The 16,991-nt window shown below is 67.6% G+C and carries 13 protein-coding genes; 5 read left to right on the top strand and 8 right to left on the bottom strand.

Annotation, left to right across the window (positions count from 1 at the left end; translation table 11 throughout):
- Nucleotides 1-100: 100 nt before the first annotated feature.
- Together GGR64_RS02430 and GGR64_RS02425 are read right to left on the bottom strand one after the other, a co-directional pair.
- Nucleotides 101-2,104, bottom strand: coding sequence for a S9 family peptidase (locus tag GGR64_RS02430; protein WP_326520295.1), 2,004 nt, complete (start codon nucleotides 2,102-2,104; stop codon nucleotides 101-103).
- A 79-nt stretch (nucleotides 2,105-2,183) separates the two neighbouring features.
- The gene (locus tag GGR64_RS02425; protein WP_184643731.1) at nucleotides 2,184-4,991 is read right to left on the bottom strand and encodes a TonB-dependent receptor; all 2,808 of its coding nucleotides are present in this window, start codon (nucleotides 4,989-4,991) and stop codon (nucleotides 2,184-2,186) included.
- A gap of 445 nt (nucleotides 4,992-5,436) precedes the next feature.
- Between GGR64_RS02425 and GGR64_RS02420 the strand changes: the two genes are divergently transcribed.
- A complete protein-coding gene (locus GGR64_RS02420; protein WP_184643729.1) occupies nucleotides 5,437-7,002 on the top strand; it encodes a sulfotransferase in 1,566 nt (521 codons plus the stop codon).
- 163 nt (nucleotides 7,003-7,165) lie between these two features.
- On the opposite strand, the gene GGR64_RS02415 is transcribed toward GGR64_RS02420, so the two are convergent.
- Nucleotides 7,166-7,555, bottom strand: a complete 390-nt coding sequence (locus tag GGR64_RS02415; RefSeq protein WP_160968357.1) for a cupin domain-containing protein — start codon at nucleotides 7,553-7,555, stop codon at nucleotides 7,166-7,168.
- 284 nt (nucleotides 7,556-7,839) lie between these two features.
- On the bottom strand, nucleotides 7,840-10,599 hold the full coding sequence (locus tag GGR64_RS02410) for a TonB-dependent receptor (RefSeq protein WP_160968381.1): 2,760 nt from the start codon (nucleotides 10,597-10,599) through the stop codon (nucleotides 7,840-7,842).
- A gap of 765 nt (nucleotides 10,600-11,364) precedes the next feature.
- Between GGR64_RS02410 and apbC the strand changes: the two genes are divergently transcribed.
- From apbC to GGR64_RS02395, 3 genes are all read left to right on the top strand, one after another.
- Complete coding sequence (apbC, locus tag GGR64_RS02405) at nucleotides 11,365-12,216, top strand: iron-sulfur cluster carrier protein ApbC (protein ID WP_184643728.1); 852 nt, start codon at nucleotides 11,365-11,367, stop codon at nucleotides 12,214-12,216.
- A 129-nt stretch (nucleotides 12,217-12,345) separates the two neighbouring features.
- Nucleotides 12,346-12,918, top strand: coding sequence for a dCTP deaminase (gene dcd / locus GGR64_RS02400; protein ID WP_010340509.1), 573 nt, complete (start codon nucleotides 12,346-12,348; stop codon nucleotides 12,916-12,918).
- 40 nt (nucleotides 12,919-12,958) lie between these two features.
- Nucleotides 12,959-13,486, top strand: a complete 528-nt coding sequence (locus tag GGR64_RS02395) for an RDD family protein (protein WP_160968361.1) — start codon at nucleotides 12,959-12,961, stop codon at nucleotides 13,484-13,486.
- Between the two features lie 97 nt (nucleotides 13,487-13,583).
- Here GGR64_RS02395 and GGR64_RS02390 read toward each other — a convergent pair whose 3' ends face one another.
- Genes GGR64_RS02390 through GGR64_RS02380 form a run of 3 tightly spaced genes read right to left on the bottom strand, consistent with a single transcriptional unit; the run spans nucleotide 13,584 to nucleotide 14,858 of the window.
- On the bottom strand, nucleotides 13,584-13,751 hold the full coding sequence (locus tag GGR64_RS02390) for a DUF5668 domain-containing protein (RefSeq protein WP_003467495.1): 168 nt from the start codon (nucleotides 13,749-13,751) through the stop codon (nucleotides 13,584-13,586).
- A gap of 28 nt (nucleotides 13,752-13,779) precedes the next feature.
- Complete coding sequence (locus GGR64_RS02385) at nucleotides 13,780-14,187, bottom strand: HIT family protein (protein WP_184449283.1); 408 nt, start codon at nucleotides 14,185-14,187, stop codon at nucleotides 13,780-13,782.
- A gap of 8 nt (nucleotides 14,188-14,195) precedes the next feature.
- Nucleotides 14,196-14,858 (bottom strand): dienelactone hydrolase family protein, encoded by a 663-nt coding sequence (locus tag GGR64_RS02380; protein ID WP_184643726.1) that lies wholly within the window; start codon nucleotides 14,856-14,858, stop codon nucleotides 14,196-14,198.
- 157 nt (nucleotides 14,859-15,015) lie between these two features.
- Between GGR64_RS02380 and rimO the strand changes: the two genes are divergently transcribed.
- Nucleotides 15,016-16,407 (top strand): 30S ribosomal protein S12 methylthiotransferase RimO, encoded by a 1,392-nt coding sequence (rimO, locus tag GGR64_RS02375; RefSeq protein WP_184643724.1) that lies wholly within the window; start codon nucleotides 15,016-15,018, stop codon nucleotides 16,405-16,407.
- Between the two features lie 33 nt (nucleotides 16,408-16,440).
- Here rimO and greB read toward each other — a convergent pair whose 3' ends face one another.
- Nucleotides 16,441-16,947 (bottom strand): transcription elongation factor GreB, encoded by a 507-nt coding sequence (gene greB / locus GGR64_RS02370; RefSeq protein ID WP_184449288.1) that lies wholly within the window; start codon nucleotides 16,945-16,947, stop codon nucleotides 16,441-16,443.
- Between the last annotated feature and the right edge of the window lie 44 nt (nucleotides 16,948-16,991).

Genomic DNA, 16,991 nt, shown 5'->3' with positions numbered 1-16,991 from the left:
AAAAGCCCTGGCATGGCGACCAGGGCGAGGGAAAGGCGCAGCGCGTGCAGCGCGCCGCGCAGGCCACGACGGCGCGCCGTGGCGTTGTCTGGGCTCCGGGTCAGGGCGCGCCGGCCTGTGCGGATGCGTCGGATGGTGCCGCGGAACCGCTCAGATGCGCGTCGAAGAACGCCAGCATCCTGGTGTAGAGGTTGAGGTTGTTGTCTTCCTTGTAGAAGCCGTGGCCTTCGCCGGATTGCACGATCACGCCTTCGGGCGGATGCCCGGCGTCCTGCAATGCCTTGGCCAGCGCCTCGGTGTGCTCCGGCGGGCAGCGATCGTCGCGGGCGCCGGCGGCGAGGTAGATCGGCAGCGTCAGCGCCTGCACGTGGTTGATCGGCGACATCCGCTCCTGCTCGGCGCTGCTGCTGCCGAACGCGCGCAGCAGGTAGCGCCTGCCGCTCTCGCTCTTGCTGGTGTCGCTGAGCCGCAACTGGAGCTTGGCGTCGTACATGCCGACGTAGCCGAACGCGCAGCGGAACAGGCCCGGCGCGCGCACCGGCGCCATCATCGCCGCGTAGCCGCCGAAGCTGCCGCCGTAGATGCAGATGCGCGATTTGTCGGCCAGGCCCTGCTGGATCGCGTACTGGGTGCCGTCGACGATGTCGTTGAGGATGCCGCCGTCCCACTGCCCGTAGGCGCGGTCCATGAACGCCTTGCCGAAGCCGCCGGAGCCGCGGTAGTTGAGTTGCAGGGTGGCGTAGCCGCGGCTGGCGAACAGTTGCGCCTCGGAATGGAAGCCCCAGGTGTCGCGCGGCCCCATCGGCCCGCCGTGCACGTTGACGATCAGCGGCAGTTGCCTGGCCTGCGCGCCGGCTGGCACGGTGAGGTAGCCGTGGATGCGCAGCCCGTCGCGGGCGGTGAACTGGATCGGCGTGATCGTGGCCATCTTCGCCGCGTCGATCCACGGCCGGCTCTTCATCAGGAAGCGGGCCTTGCCGGTGGCGCGTTCGTACAGGTACAGCTCGCCCGGATTCTGGTCGCTGCGCACGCTGACCACGATCGTGTCGCCGTTGCGGGTGGCGCTGGCGAAATCGACGTACTGGCCGGGAAAGGCCGCGGCCAGGCTGGCGTACAGCGCCGCATCCGGATGCGCCTCGTCGATCAGCTTGACCTGCGGCGCGCCGGCCTCGGTGACCACCGCCAGCGCGGTGTCCGAGCCGTCGGTGGCGTTGATGGTGCGCGCGACCTCGCTGGTGGGATCCTGGAACAGGGAAACGAAGCCGCCGCTGCGTGGATCCAGGTAGCCGAACGCACCGGGCGCCTTGCCGTCGTCGCGGGTGGCGTAGACGCGGCCGTTGGCGGTGGACCAGGCGATGTCCAGGCGCGCGCCGTCGGCCTTGCTGGCATTGATCAGTTCCCACGTGCCGTTCTTCAGCGCGTACACCTCGCTGTGGCTGTCGTAGCCGGTGGCGGCGTCCTTGTCGCTCTGGCAGGTGGCGAAGGCCGGCTGCTTGGCGGCGTCCAGGGCGATGGAGCAGTTCGCCTTCGGCGCGCGGCCCAATGATTTGCGCCGCCCGCTGAGCGTGTCGATCATCACCACTTCGGTACCGGCGCCTTCCGAGGAGCGCGGGTAGCGCACCTGCATGACCACGTTCTGCTCGTCGTCGCGCAGCGTATCGAGCAGGGCGAAGGATTCGCGGCCCACGCTCTTGCCGCGCTGGGTGACGCCCTGCGTGCCGTATTCGATCAGGGTGCGCGGCTGGCCGCCGTCGGCGTCGACCGCGAACCACTCGCCGGTGCCCATCGGCCGCTCGAACGAACCGACCTTCTTGACCGCGGTGAACAGCAGCCGCTTGCGGCCGGTCCAGTAGAACGCGCCCACGCTCTTGCCGTCCGGCAGTACGTTGACCTTGATCGGCTTGAGGTCGCGCGTGCCGAGCACGGTCAGCACGTCCTGCTCGCCGCGGTCGACGGTCAGCGCCAGGTATTGGCCGTCAGGCGAAATCTTCACCGCGCTGTAGGTGGGGCGCTTGACGAAATCCGCAATGGGCGAAGGAGCGGCTGCGGCGATACCGCCGAGCAGGCACAGGCCCAACGCACAGAAAGCAACGCGTCGTTTCACGAGAATCCCTCTGCATGATTGCACACAGCGAGAGCCCGGATGCCGGGCTCTCGCTGACCTTCCTTGCGGGTGGCGCGGCTCAGCGGAAGCGGTACTGGAACTCCGCCGCCACTTCGCGGCCATACGGGCTGTAGGCGCGCCAGAAGTACGGATACGTGTTGTAGCCGCTGTCCTTCGGGTGGGTCTTGTCGAACACGTTGTTGACGTAGAAGTTGACCGTCAGCTTGTCGGTCAGCTTCTTGCCCACGTTCGCGTTCCAGATGAAGTACGGCGCGATGCGGCCGGTCTCCTGCCAGTTCGGCAGGCTGCCGTAGCGGATCATGAACACCGCTGCCTGCCAGTCGTTCTTCTGCCAGGTCGCGGTGGTGCGGATGCGGCTGCGGAAGTCGAAGTTGCCCAGGTCGTCGCGGTAGTCGAGCACCGGGTCGCCCTTGAACTCGGCCGACTTCTGCTCGAGGGTGTGCGAGTAGCCCACCTGGAAGCGGAAATCGCCCAACCGGTCGGTGTCGAGGCGGTAGTCCAGCGATGCATCGATGCCCTTGGTGCCGAGGAAGGCGCGGTTGATCGGACCGCGGCGGATCTCGGTGATCTGGCCATCGTTCGGCGTGCCCGGCGCGCTGAGGCGGCTGACCCGCGACAGCATGTCGTTGCAGAACGCCGAGCCCGGCGCACCCAGGGTGAACGGGTTGCGGTTGCGGGTCAGCCCGGTCACGCAGCCGGCTTCGCCATCGAGGATGTAGGTGGAGGTGATGTCGGCCACCACGTTCTTCAGGCGGATGTCGTAGTAGTCGGCGGTGACCGACAGGCCGTCGAGCACGTCCCACACGAAGCCGGCGGTCCACGAAGTGCCGGTTTCCTCGGACAGGTCGGTGGTGCCCTGGCGCACGCCATAGGCGGTGTAGTTCACCGTGGTGTCCGAGGCCGGGCACTGCGCCGCGGCGCGGCCGCTTTCCAGGCAGCGACGGGTGTCGAAGATGCTGGAGAACGTGCCGCTGCGATCGGCGAACACGTAATGCAGGTCCGGAGCGCGGAAGCTGGTGGAGTAGGAGCCTCGGAACAGCAGGTTGTCCAGCGGACGCCATTCCAGGCCGGCGTTCCAGGTCTTGGCGTCGTCCACCGCGGTGACGTCGTCGTACTTGTCCAGACGCCCGGCCAGGTGCGCCTTCAGCGAACTGAGGATCGGAATCGACAGCTCCACGCCCAGCGCATAGCGGTCGCGCTTGCCGCCGCCGCCGGTACCGGTGAGGTTGTACGGACGGTCGGCGCCGGTGTAGTCGGGCAGGATGCGCGGGTCGGCGTTGAGCTTGTACTCCTGCTGCGAGGCTTCGACGATGCCGGCGAAGCCCAGCGCGCCGGCCGGCAGCTCGAACAGGTCGCCGGAGAGGACGAAGCTGCCCTGGTTGACGTGCGAGTTGGCGTCGGTCTTGACCGTGGTGCTCAGCGCCGCGAACTCGTCCGGGGTCAGTGCGCTGTAGTAGCGCTGCTGGTTCAGGCGATACACCGGATAGGAGACGCCGCCGACCACGCGGGTGCCCAGCTGCTGGCCGAGGAAGTAATCGTTGACCGCCGACGCCACCAGGCGCGGCCGGTCGACCTTGACCTTGTACTCGGCACGCGACAGGGTCAGATCCCAGTCGAAGCGCTCGCCCCACTTGCCGCGCAGGCCGGCGGCGAAGTCGTAGGACTTCTCCTTGTTGCGCGCCATCAGGTGCTCGACGCCACCGGCTTCCTGCGGGGCGAACACGCGCTGTGCGTCGACCAGCGCGTTGAAGCCGGGATCGAACCACAGCGCACCGCTGGTGCGGCCGGACCAGAACTGGGTGCCCGAGGTGTACTTGGACTCGGACGACCAGGCCTGCAGGCTGGCCCAGCCCTGCATGCCGCCGTCGAAATCGAAGGTGCCGTAGGCGTAGCCGGACAGGTCGTTGTTCTCGTTGCGGATGGTCTGGTAGGCCGGATCCTTGAAGGTGCCGCAGGCCTGGCCGAGGTTGGTGATGGCGCCGGCGGCGCTGGCGCTGCGGTAGTTCCAGCGCACCCACTCGTCGCCCAGCTGTTCGCAGGCGCCGGCCGGCGGCGCGAAATAGGAGTTGGTGGTCGACCCGGTACGACGGCGCACGCGCATGGTGCCGGTCGGCTGGATGCCGACGAAGTCCGGCGGCAACGGATTGTCCAGCGCCGAATCCATGAAGTCGCGCTGGTAGCCGTACAGCGGCTCGCCAGCGGTGTACTCGAAGGCGTAGGTCAGGCTCCAGCGGTCGCCGGTCTTGCCGCCGATCCACTGGAAGTCGCCGGTGTCGCCGCCGCCGCGGGTCAGGGTGCTGCCGCGCAGCTTGACCAGGTCGCCCTCGTAGTTGGTCTTGAGGATGATGTTGACCACGCCGGCAACCGCGTCGGAGCCGTAGATGGCCGATGCGCCGCCGGCGAGGATCTCGATGCGGTCGACCGCCGCGGCCGGGATGTTGCCGAAGTTGGCGAAGTTGCTCTGGCCGTTGTAGGGCAGCGGGTAGTCCGCGGCGCGGCGGCCGTTGATCAGCAGCAGGGTGCGGCCGGGGCCGAGCCCGCGCAGGTTGATCACGCTGGCGTTGGGGGTGAAGCCGCCCTGGAACAGCTCGTTCTGGGTGGAGCCGGACGCCTGGGTGAGCGTGCTCAGCGCGTCGAAGACGGTGTTGAAGCCTTCGCGCTCGATCTGGGTGGCGGAAATGATGGTGACGGGCGAGGGACCCTCGACCTCGGTGCGCTGGATGCGCGAGCCGGTCACGGTCACCTTGTCCAGCGTATGCGCCTTGGCGCCGGTGGCCTCGGTCAGTTGTTCCGTTTCAGATTCCTGGCTCGGGTTCTGGCTTTGCGCCAGCGCCGGTGCGACAGGCAGGGCCAGAATGGCGGACACAGCAACGACCAGAAGACTCCGCTTGGGAGTCGGTGCTTTGACTGACATTGACAAATTTCCCCTTGATGCATGTGCAGTACCCGGGTCCCTTCCTGGACAGGTACGTGTAGAGAGTGTGAGGTCCGTTTCACGTTTCTTGACCGTAGCATGAACGAATCGGAAAAGTAACGAAAAATTTGCGTTACATGACATGTTTCTGAAGCGGGCTTGCTGTATGGGGAGCCTCGGCGTGTCGCTCGCTTTGGCGACGTGTGGCGCAACCCCTTGTCGTGAGGTGTCTGGACCTGCGCAGGTGTCGTTTCGCACCGCTGCGGCTGCATGCGTCAGTTGCGGGCGGAAGACACTGCACATGCACGCGAATGCTGCGCTGCGGTCATAATCGGAGACTGCCGCGCGCGCCTGCGTGCCGCCGCGGCCAGCCTTTCAGGGGAGATCGGGCGCATCCATGAGCGAACAGGTTCAGCTCTACAACCAGGCCATCGCTGCGCTCAATCGTAGCGACTGGCCGCAGGCGCTGCGGATCGCGCAGCAGCTGCTGCAGGCCTTGCCGCAGCATCCGGGCGTGCATTTCGTTGCCGGTGTGGCGGCGCTGGAGCTGCAGCAGATGCAGGCCGCGGCCATGCATCTGCACCAGGCGGCGACGCTGAATCCCGAGCGCGCCGACTACGCGGCGCAACTGGCGCGGGTGCTGGCGATGGGGCGGTTCCTGCAGGATGCGCACCGGTTCGCCGATCACGCGATGGCGCTACAGCCCACCGATGCGCATACCCTGGACACGCTGGGCGTGGTCTACAGCCAGGTCAACGAACATGCCGCGTCGCTGCAGGCGTTCGCGCGTGCGGTGCAGGCCGCGCCGCAGCAGGCCAGCTTCCGCTACAACCTGGGAACCTCGCTGCTGTTCTCCGGCAGGCTGCAGGAGGCCGAGGCCGAGTACCGCGCCTGTCTGGCGCTGGAGCCGCGCTACTGGAAGGTGTATCTGTCGCTGTCGCAACTGCGCAAGTGGACGCCGGAGGAGAACAACCTGGCGCTGCTCGAGGCCGCACTGGCGTCGGCCGGCGACGATCCCGACGCGGTGCTGTACCTGAACCTGGCGCTGGCCAAGGAGCACGAGGACCTCGGCGATTACCGCGCGGCCTTTCGCGGCTATGTGCAGGGCAAGTCGGTGCACAAGCGGGCGCGCGGCTACACCTCCGAACGCGATGCGCGCCTGTTCGAGGCCCTGCATCGGAGCTTCCGCGCCGACGACGCGCCGGTGGCGGGTTTCGAGAGCGAGGAACCGATCTTCGTGATCGGCATGCCGCGCAGCGGCACCACGCTGGTGGACCGGATCCTGTCCAGCCATCCGCAGGTGCACTCGGCGGGCGAGCTGCAGAACTTTTCGGTGGTGCTCAAGCGCCTGACCGGCACGCCGTCGCCGGAGATCCTCGACGAAGCCACGCTGAGCCAGGTGCAGGGACTGGACTGGCGTGCGCTCGGCCGCGGCTATGTCGAATCCACGCGCCCGGGCACCGCACTGAAGCCGCGCTTCGTGGACAAGCTGCCGCACAACTTCCTCTATACCGGCCACATCGCGCGCGCCTTGCCGAAGGCGAAGATCGTGTGCCTGCGGCGCGATCCGATGGACACCTGCCTGAGCAACTTCCGCCAGCTGTTCGCGCTGTCGTCGCCGTACTACGACTATTCCTTCGACCTGATGGACGTCGGCCGCTACTTCCTGATGTTCGACCGGCTGATGGCGCACTGGAACGAGGTGCTGCCGCAGCGCATCCTGCAGGTCGACTACGAGGACCTGGTGACCGCGCAGGAGCCGACCACTCGGCGGCTGCTGGACTTCTGCGGCCTGCCCTGGGACGAGGCCTGCCTGCACTTCGAGCAGAACCAGGCGCCGGTGGCCACCGCCAGCGTGGTGCAGGTGCGCACGTCGATGACGCGTTCCTACATGGGCCGCTGGCAGCGCTATGGCGAGGATATGGACGAGCTCAAGGCGCTGTTGTCGGCGTTCTATCCCTAACGGCCGGACCGTACGCCCGGCCAGTCCCTGCCGCTCCGTCACCGGTCGCGATCGCGTCCACGTCCGACGCGCGCCCTTGCGCGCGCTGCACGTAAGGGCGGCATGTTTTGCGTTGCGTTCCTGAGCGCGGCGACGCTGCCGCTACGCGCGTGGCGGGTGTCGCCTAGTCCAGATCGGTCTGGATCCAGGTCGGCGAATGATGGATGTCCATCGTCTGCAGTCGGCCCGGACCCAGGTTCTCGAACCGGTGCGGCACGCCGGCGGGACCGAAGACCACTTCTCCGGCCGCGGCCTCGAGCGTGCTGTCGCCGACGAAGAAGCGCGCACGTCCGACCAGGACCACGAAGGTCTCGTCGTACGGATGGACATGGCGCGGCGGGCCATCGCCGATCGCATCCGTGCCGTAGGTCAGCACGGTGACCGCGCCGCCCAGCGCGGCGCCGGCGACGACGCCGTGCCACGGCGGCGGCGTGTCCGCGTCGAACAGCCGTGCCTGCGTGGCCGGCCGCCCATCCGCGATGAAGGTGGCGGGATCGAAGTCGCGACGTGGCATTGGCTGCTCCATGAAACGTAGTGCGCCATCAGGGGATGCCGACGCGGATGCCCCGCGTCGGCGACGATGGATCGGCTGGGCGCGATTACATCATGGGCGATTGGTGCTGGCTGACACGATATCGGAACGCTGCCGTGCGCAAACCGCGCGAGCCTGGCGGAGCTTGTCGAACGCGCAAGATGGAGGGGCGTCTGCACTGGCCTGGTCGGCTGCGCAGGCCGCGAACGCGAGGCAAAAAAAAGCCCACCCTTGCGGGTGGGCTCTGTGATTACCTGCGCGTCGGCTTACTTGCCGAACGAGTAACGCATTTCCAGGTAGTAGGCACGGCCGTACGCATCGAAGTTGTAGTCGTTGTACGCCCACTGCGCACTGCCCGGGTAGGACTTGTCCAGCGGCGGCATCTTGTTGAACACGTTGGTCATCATCAGCGACAGCTCCATGCCCTCGAACGCCTTGTAGGTGACGCTGGCGTTGTGGGTGATGTGCGACGGCAGCTTGCCGGCGCGCGGAGAGGCATAGCCAGCCGGGGCGACGGTCGCCGCGTAGTTCGGGGTCTTGTCGAACCAGCTCGCGTACCAGGTGGTCGAGAACTTGCCGATGTCCCAGGTCAGCGAGGCGTCGGCCTTGCGCTTCGGATCGGTGCTCCAGTACGGATCGTTCAGCAGGTCGACCGGCGTGTCGCCCGTGTAGCGCACGTACTTGTGGCGCAGGTTCTCGCTGTAGCTGGCGATGGTGCTCAGGTCGCCCCAGCGGCCGAAGTCGTAGCCATAGCGGAACGAGGCGGTGACCGCTTCCAGCTTCTGGTTGGAGACGTTGATCTTCGGCGTGTAGATGTTGGTGATCTGGCCGGCCGCATTGCGAGTGACCTGGGCGAACGTGGCCTGGCACAGTGCCGAGGCGGCATCGTCGATGCCGGCACGGCAGCGGTAGTCCTGCAGGCTCAGGCCGTCGGCGCTCTGCTGGGTGACCTCATCGCTGATGTCCCAGTTGAGGTAGTCGACGGTCAGCGCCATGCGGTCGACCGGCGACCACACGAAGCCCGCGCTCCACACATCGGCGTTGATCGGCTTCAGGTCCAGGCTGCCCGACTGCGTGCCGCGGAACTGACGGCTCGAGTACGCCTGCGGGCAGTTATCGGTATTGCCCGGCAGATAGCCGCGCTGCGCGCACTGGTAGTAGTCGACGACGCTGCTGTAGTAGCCGCTCTGGCCCTGGTACAGATCGGACAGGGTCGGCGCGCGGAACGCGGTGCCGTACTTGCCGCGCAGCAGCAGGGTCTCGAACGGACGGTACTCCAGCGAGATGCTGTAGGTCGGCTTGTCGATGGTGCGGCCGCTGGCCTTGAACGCATCGTAGCGACCGGCCAGGGTGATGGTCAGCGGATCGAAGACCGGCATGCGCAGTTCCGAGGTCAGCGCGTAGCGGTCGCGCTGGCCGCCGCCGGCCACCGAGGTCAGGCCCCAGACTTCGCCATTGAGGATCACCGGATCCGGATCGTAGTCCCACTTCTGCTTGCCGTACTCGCCGACCACGGCCAGGCCGGCGTCGCCGCCGGGCAGGCTGAACAGCTTGGCGTTGGTCGCCTGCACGCGAAGCATGCCGTCGGAGGTCTTGCTCTTGTTGGTGGCCTGGCCGGTGAAGCTGGCGAAGTCCGCCTGGCTGATCGGCGAGTAGAACGCCGCATAGTTCGGCGAATACACCGGATAGGCGCCGTACAGCGGATCCAGGCCCTGCTGCGGGCCCAGCACGCGGTTCACGAAGAACTGGTCGATCGCGTTCTTGTAGCGGACCAGCTGGCGCTCCTCCAGCTTGTACTGGGTGTAGGTGACGCCGGCATCGTAGTCCCAGCTCGACTGGCCGAGCTGGCCCTGGGCGCCGAAGGTCACACGCACCGAGTCGCTCTTGTTGCGGCTCATCGTGTCCTTGATGCCGTTGACGCCCATTTCTTCCGGGGCGAACGAGCGCTGCAGGTTCAGCAGGTCGCCGACTTTCGGATCGTAGTAGTAACCGAAGTCGGCGGCGGTGCCCCACCAGATGTAGCTGGAGCCGGAGTTGAACTTGACCTCGTCGTGGCTGTAGAGCACGTCGCCGTACAGCTGCACGTTGTCGTTCAGGTCATGGGTGCCGTGGATATAGGCCTGCAGCGACTTGGTGCCGCTGTCCAGGGTGCGGTAGCCCGGGGTGTACTTGGAGCCGCAGTAGTAGGTGTCGCCGAAGCCCGGACGCTGCTGCTTGGCGATGGTGCCGCCGAACAGGCCGGACACGTTGTTGCAGTTGTTCGGGTCGAGGAACTTGTAGCTGGTGAACGGGCTGTAGACCAGGAAGTCGCGGCTCGGCAGCTGGGCGTTGTAGCCCTGGGTGTTGAACTGCTTGGTCAGGTCGCGCTGGTAGGCCCAGATCGGATCCTTCTCTTCGTACTGCACGCCGCCCAGCACGCTGGTGCGGCCGTCGGCCGAGGTCCAGCCGTCGGCGAAAGTGGTGCGGAAGTTGCTGCCGCCGCCCTCGGAATAGCCGCCGCCGCGGATGCTGAACACCGCGCCGTCCATCTTCTTCTTGAGGATGACGTTGATCACGCCGGCGATCGCGTCGGAGCCGTACAGCGACGACTGGCCGCCCGGCAGGATTTCGATGCGGTCGACCAGGTCGATCGGAATGCCGCTGATGTTGTTGAACGTGTCGCTGCCGTTGTACAGCGCCGGATAGTTCGACATCGGACGGCCGTCGATCAGGTACTTCACGTAGCCCGGCGGCAGGCCGAACAGGCTCACCGTCTTCGCGCCCTGGGTGAAGGTGCCCGAGCTCTGCCCGCCCTGCACGCCACCGGTGGCGAACGAGCTCTTCTGCAGCACGTCGGCGACGGTGCTGAAGCCGCGCGCCTTGATCTCTTCGGCGTTGATCGTGGTGACCGGGGTGGCGGTCTCGATCTCGGTCTGCGGAATCAGCGAGCCGGTGACGGTGATCTTGTCGAGATTCGTCGCCTTGTCGGTCTTGTCATCGGTCGTGGCGTCCTGCGCGAAGGCGGCGAACGCGGCCGGAACAAGCATGGCGGAGGCCAGCGCGGCACTCAGGTGGCTGTGCTTGAAACTACGAGTATGACGAGCAGTCATCTTTCTCTATCCCCGAAAATCAATCGATAAGGCGAGGGGCCTCGTGCCGCGACATGTGCCTTGAAAGTGGGGTCGCATCCTGCGACCAACCCAAACGTAACACGGACTTAACGCCGTTTGTACGTGGCTGTCACTTTTTTCGTCTACAAGCGAAAAGTGCGGCGATCGGGCAGGAAACGTCGGCAAACGCCGGGTCCTGGCGCCCGCGTAGACAAATTTCGCGCTGCTTTGCACCATTACGGGGCGTTGCTGGTACAGGTTTCTGAATGATGTGGCGTCGGCGGTGGCCAGGCGTTGGAAGGCTTACGCCAACTGGGCTGGAGCGACCGCCCGCCGGCGCGGCACAGGCGCCGGCGCACCATTTCGGTGAGTACGTTTCTCCATCGTGGGGCGTGGGACTGCGGGCTGTCCCGTCAGCGGCGTGGTGCGCCTCGATCCTGGCGTCCATGTCGCGGGTGACCATGGCGAGGGCCGCCGAGAGGAGAAAGGCAGGTTGCCGCCGACGCCGGGCGCGATTTGCGCAAAGTCGCCAGCGCTCGCGTCGCCCGCGGTGCGGGACCCTGCACCGGCACACTTGTATAGTCATGTGTCTGTGCGGCCCGCGACGCTGCCGCGGTTCGCGGCCCCGTTCGCGGTCCATGTGTCCTTTTCGTCCCGCGCCCGCCTCGCGTGCGCTGCCGACGCTTCTCTATTGAGTTTCCGATGAACGAACGCCCGCGTCTCCCTGCCCATGCCGTCCAGCCCAAGCTCGCCCCGCATCCCCGCATCCGCAACGTCATCGCCGTCGGTTCCGGCAAGGGTGGGGTGGGCAAGTCCACCACCGCGGTGAACCTGGCGCTGGCCCTGCAGCGCCAGGGCGCGCGCGTCGGCGTGCTGGATGCCGACGTCTACGGCCCCAGCGTGCCGGCCATGCTCGGCCTGAGCGGGCGCCCGGACAGCCCGGACGACAAGAGCATCGAGCCGATGCGTGCCTTCGGCATCGAGGCGATGTCGATCGGGCTGCTGGTGGACCAGGACACGCCGATGATCTGGCGCGGGCCGATGGCGACCTCGGCGCTCACCCAACTGTTCGCCGACACCCTGTGGGACGACCTGGACTACCTGCTGATCGACCTGCCGCCCGGCACCGGCGACATCCAGCTGACCCTGGCGCAGAAGATCCCGGTGGCCGGCGCGGTGATCGTCACCACCCCGCAGGACATCGCCACGCTGGATGCGAAGAAGGCGCTGAAGATGTTCGAGAAGGTCGAGGTGCCGGTGCTGGGCATCGTCGAGAACATGGCGGTGCACACCTGCAGCCACTGCGGCCATGTCGAGCACCTGTTCGGCGAGGGCGGCGGCCAGCGCATGGCACAGCAGTACGGCGTGCCGCTGCTGGGTTCGCTGCCGCTGGCGATCGCGATCCGCGAGCAGGGCGACGCCGGCACCCCGCTGGTGGCCGCGGCGCCGGAGTCGGCCGCGGCGCAGGCTTACCTGGCCACCGCGCAGCGCCTGACCGAGGAACTGCGCAAGCGCCCGCGCGCCGCCATCCCGATCTCCGCGGCATTGCGCTGAGCGGCGCGCGGCGCCTGCCGCGAACGCCCCGCGACCGGCTAGAATCGCCGGTCATTACGGCCGGCCCCGTTCGCCGGCCGCGTCCCGGCGAGCAGGCTGCGGCCTGCCGCCACCGCATCAGGAAGCCCCATGAGCATCAAGAGCGACCGCTGGATCCGCCGCATGTCCGAACAGCACGGCATGATCGCGCCCTACGAACCGGGCCAGGTCAAGCAGGTCGACGGCCAGCGTATCGTCAGTTACGGCACCTCCAGCTACGGCTACGACGTGCGCTGCTCGCGCGAGTTCAAGGTGTTCACCAACATCAACTCGACCATCGTCGATCCCAAGCACTTCGACCCCAAGAGCTTCGTCGACATCGAGGCCGACGAGTGCATCATCCCGCCCAACAGCTTCGCGCTGGCGCGCACGGTGGAATTCTTCCGCATCCCGCGCGACACCCTGGTGGTGTGCCTGGGCAAGAGCACCTATGCGCGCTGCGGCATCATCGTCAACGTCACCCCGCTGGAACCGGAGTGGGAAGGGCACGTGACCTTGGAATTCAGCAACACCACGCCGCTGCCGGCGCGCATCTACGCCAACGAAGGCGTGGCGCAGATGCTGTTCTTCCAGTCCGATGCCGACGACGTCTGCGAGACCAGCTACAAGGATCGCGGCGGCAAGTACCAGGGCCAGACCGGCGTGACCCTGCCCAAGACCTGACCTTTCCAACCACGTTTTCCGACAGCACAAGGAGCGCGCAATGAACGACCCCAATCCCTACCAGGCCCCCGACGCGGCGTTGCCGCCCGCGCTGCCCGGCGCCGCCGACGGCGAGGTCCTCGCCGGCCGCGGCGAGCGCCTCGGCGCGGCGCTGATCGATGGCGTGATCTCGCTGGCGACGTTCCTGCCGGTGGCGGCGCTGACCGGCTACTTCGGCAAGGTCATGGAGGCCGCGCGCAGCGGCGTGCAGGTGTCGTTCCTGACCACCCTCGGCTACGGCGTGCTGGGCATGCTGATCTTCCTGCTGGTGCAGGGCTACCCGCTGGCCAAGAGCGGGCAGACCTGGGGCAAGAAGCTGCTGTGGATCCGCATCGCCGACCTGGAGGGTGGGCAGCCGCCGTTCTGGCGCCTGATCGCGCTGCGCTATCTGCCGACCCAGGCGATCTCGCTGGTGCCGATCGTGGGCGGCATCTACGCCCTGGTGGACGCGCTGTTCATCTTCCGCCAGGACAAGCGCTGCCTGCACGACCTGATCGCCGGCACCCGCGTGGTCAACGTCCGCCGCTGAGCGCGCAGCCGCTCCGAAAGCCGCTCGCGCTACGGAGCAATTGGGAGTGGGGCGCCTTGGCGAATCCCCACTCCCCAATCCCCAATCCCGGCCCCACCTACTTGCCGCGGCCGAACAACATGCCGACGCCGACCGCGACCAGGATCGCCGGCCACCAGGTGGCGATCAGCCGGCCCAGGCTCAGGTTGGTCCAGCCCAGGTTGTTGGCCAGGAACACCAGGCCGATCACGATCAGCACGATGGCGGCGATCACATTGGATTTCATGGAGGCGCGGCTTCCGCAAAAAGGGCGCCTATCGTAGCCGCTGGCGCCATGCCGCAACACGCGCCTGCAGTTCCTCGGCCGGCAGCCGCTGTGCCGTGCCGCTGCCCCACACCGGGCCGGGCCAGGCGGCATCGCCGGGATGCCGTCCCAGCACGTGCACGTGCAGTTGCTGCACCACGTTGCCCAGCGCGCCGATGTTGAGCTTGTGCACGCCCGGTTCCTGGCGCAGCAGTTGCGAGAGTTGGTTGATCTCGGCCAGCAGCAGGCGCTGCTGGCCGCCGTCCAGGTCGATCCACTCGCTGGCCGCGGCCACCCGCGGCACCAGCAGCAGCCAGGGGAAGCGTGCGTCGTCCATCAGCCGCACCTGCGACAGCGGCCCGTCGGCGACGAACGCGCTGTCGGCCTGCAGCCGCGGGTCCAGGACGAACTCGGCCATGCCGCGGCTCAGCCCAGGTGCTCGGCGAGGAACGCCAGGCTGCGTTCGCGGGCGAGCTCGGCGCTGTCGGCGTCGTAGTGGTTCGGGTCGACGTGGCGGTCGAAGCCGTGCCCGGCCGGATACACGAAGGTCTGCATCTGCGGCAGCTTCTCGCGGTGCTGCTGGATCGATTCGGCCGGGATGCTGCCGTCCTGCGCGCCGAAGTGGAACAGCACCGGCGCCTTCGGCGTCTCGTCCAGGAACTGGGTGTTGCGGCCGCCGTAGTAGCTCACCGAGGGCAGGCCCAGGCGCAGCGCCGCCAGCAGCGCGACGCTGCCGCCCCAGCAGTAGCCCAAGGTGCCGACCTTGCCGGCCGGCGCCAGCGCCTGCGCGGCCGCCTGCACGATGTCCAGGGCGCGGTCGAAGCCGAGCGCACCGACCAGTTCCAGGCCCTTGCGCACGCCGTCCTGGTCGTACGCCAGTTGCGCGTCCTTCTCGACCGGATCGAACAGCGCAGGCGCCAGCACTTCGTAGCCGTGCGCGGCGTAGCGGTCGGCGACCTGGCGGATGTAGTCGGTCACCCCGAAGATCTCCTGGATGACGACCAGGCCGCCGCGCGGCGTGCCTTCGGGCAGGGCGTGCCAGGCGGAAACCTGGCCGTGAGCGGTGTCGAGTGTGGTCCAGTGGCCCATGAGCGGCGTCCTGTGGGGTGGGGGAAGCGGCCGATTATCCATCGCCCGGGCTAAGCCGGGGTGAGCGGGCGCACACCGGGCCTCGGCCGCGCCGGCGGCCACGGCCCGGTATACTTCGCGCGCTGTTTTTCTCCCAGGCCCCCGGACCCCGGCCCCAATGTCTCTTGCGACCCCCAAAGTCGGCTTCGTCAGCCTCGGCTGCCCGAAGGCCCTTGTCGATTCCGAACGCATCCTCACCCAGCTGCGCGTGGAGGGCTATGCGATCGTGCCCAGCTACGACGCGGCCGACGTGGTGGTGGTCAATACCTGCGGTTTCATCGATTCGGCGGTGGCCGAGTCGATGGAGGCGATCGGCGAGGCCATGGCCGAGAACGGCAAGGTCATCGTCACCGGTTGCCTGGGCAAGCGCTCGGAGCAGATCCGTGCGGCCTATCCGGACGTGCTGGCGGTGTCTGGCCCGCAGGACTACCAGAGCGTGATGGAAGCGGTGCATGCGGCGCTGCCGCCGCGCCACGATCCGTTCGTGGATTTGCTGCCGCGCGGCCGTGGCAGCAGCGAGGACGACATCGGGGTCAAACTGACCCCGCGGCATTACGCTTATCTGAAGATCTCCGAAGGCTGCAATCACCGCTGCAGCTTCTGCATCATCCCGTCGATGCGCGGCGACCTGGTGTCGCGCCCGGTCGACGAGGTGCTGCGCGAGGCCGAACGCCTGGTCAAGGGCGGGGTGCGCGAGTTGCTGGTGGTGTCGCAGGACACTTCGGCCTACGGCGTGGACCTGAAGTACGCCGAGCGCGAGTGGCGTGGCCGCGCCTACCAGACGCGGATGAAGGCGCTGTGCGAGGGCCTGTCGGAACTGGGGGCGTGGGCGCGCCTGCACTACGTGTATCCGTACCCGCACGTGGACGACGTGATCCCGCTGATGGCCGAGGGCAAGCTGCTGCCGTACCTGGACATCCCGTTCCAGCATGCCAGCCCGCGCATACTCAAGCTGATGAAGCGGCCCGGCGCGGTCGAACGCACGCTGGAACGTGTGCAGCGCTGGCGCGCGCTGTGCCCGGAGATCACCCTGCGCTCGACCTTCATCGTCGGTTTCCCCGGCGAGACCGACGCCGAGTTCGAGCAGTTGCTGGAGTTCCTCGACGCCGCGCAGCTCGATCGCGTCGGCGCCTTCGCCTATTCGCCGGTGGATGGCGCCAGCGCCAACGCGCTGCCGGATCCGGTGCCGGAGGAACTCAAGCAGGAGCGGCTGGCGCGCTTCATGGAGCGGCAGGCGGCAATTTCCGCCGCGCGGCTGGAGGCCAAGATCGGCAGCCTGCAGGAGTGCCTGGTCGACCTGCTGGAAGACGGCATCGCGGTGGCGCGCTCCAAGGCCGATGCGCCGGAGATCGATGGCCTGGTGCATATCCAGAACGGCGGCGAGCTGGGGCTGAAGCCGGGCGACCTGGTGCAGGTGGAGATCACCGACAGCGACGAGCACGACCTGTTCGGCGATGCGTTGCCGGCGCAGGCGTCGCCGGCAAGGCCGCTGGATCTGCGGATGCTTTGAAGTCTCGGGTGGTGGCGCCACGGCGCCGCGCGCTTACGGCGCAGCGTAGTCCACCGCCACCACCACGAAGCTGTGGCGGCCGCCGGGCAACTGCGCTTCCACTTCGTCGTCGACGCGCTTCTTCAGCAAGGCCCGCGCCAGCGGCGAATCGATGCTGATCCAGCCGCGCGCCGCGTCCGTCTCGTCGGGGCCGACGATGCGGTAGCGGCGCAGTTCGCCGCTGTCGGCATCCTCCAGTTCGATCTGCGCACCGAAGAACACCGCCTGCGGGTCGGACGGCGCCTCGGCGACCACGCGCAGCGCTTCCAGGCGCTTGCTCAGGTAGCGCACGCGGCGGTCGATCTCGCCGAGTTGCTTCTTGCGGTAGGTGTACTCGGCGTTCTCCGAGCGGTCGCCCTCGGCCGCGGCCGCGGCCAGGGCCTTGACCACCTCGGGGCGGCGCACCCGCCATAGCTCCTCCAGCTCGGCCTTGAGCCGGGCATGGCCTTCCGGGGTGATCAGGGCGGTGCTTTTCTCGGCAGGGGGACGCCAGCGGCTCATCGGTGCGACTGCGGTGGAGCGGGGTGGCGATGCTAGCGCGTGCC

The sequence above is a fragment of the Xanthomonas sp. 3307 genome (assembly GCF_014199735.1).
In the GTDB taxonomy this organism is placed as follows: domain Bacteria; phylum Pseudomonadota; class Gammaproteobacteria; order Xanthomonadales; family Xanthomonadaceae; genus Xanthomonas_A; species Xanthomonas_A rydalmerensis.
Note: the sequence above shows the minus strand (reverse complement) of the source record. Positions and strands in the feature narration are given on the sequence as shown.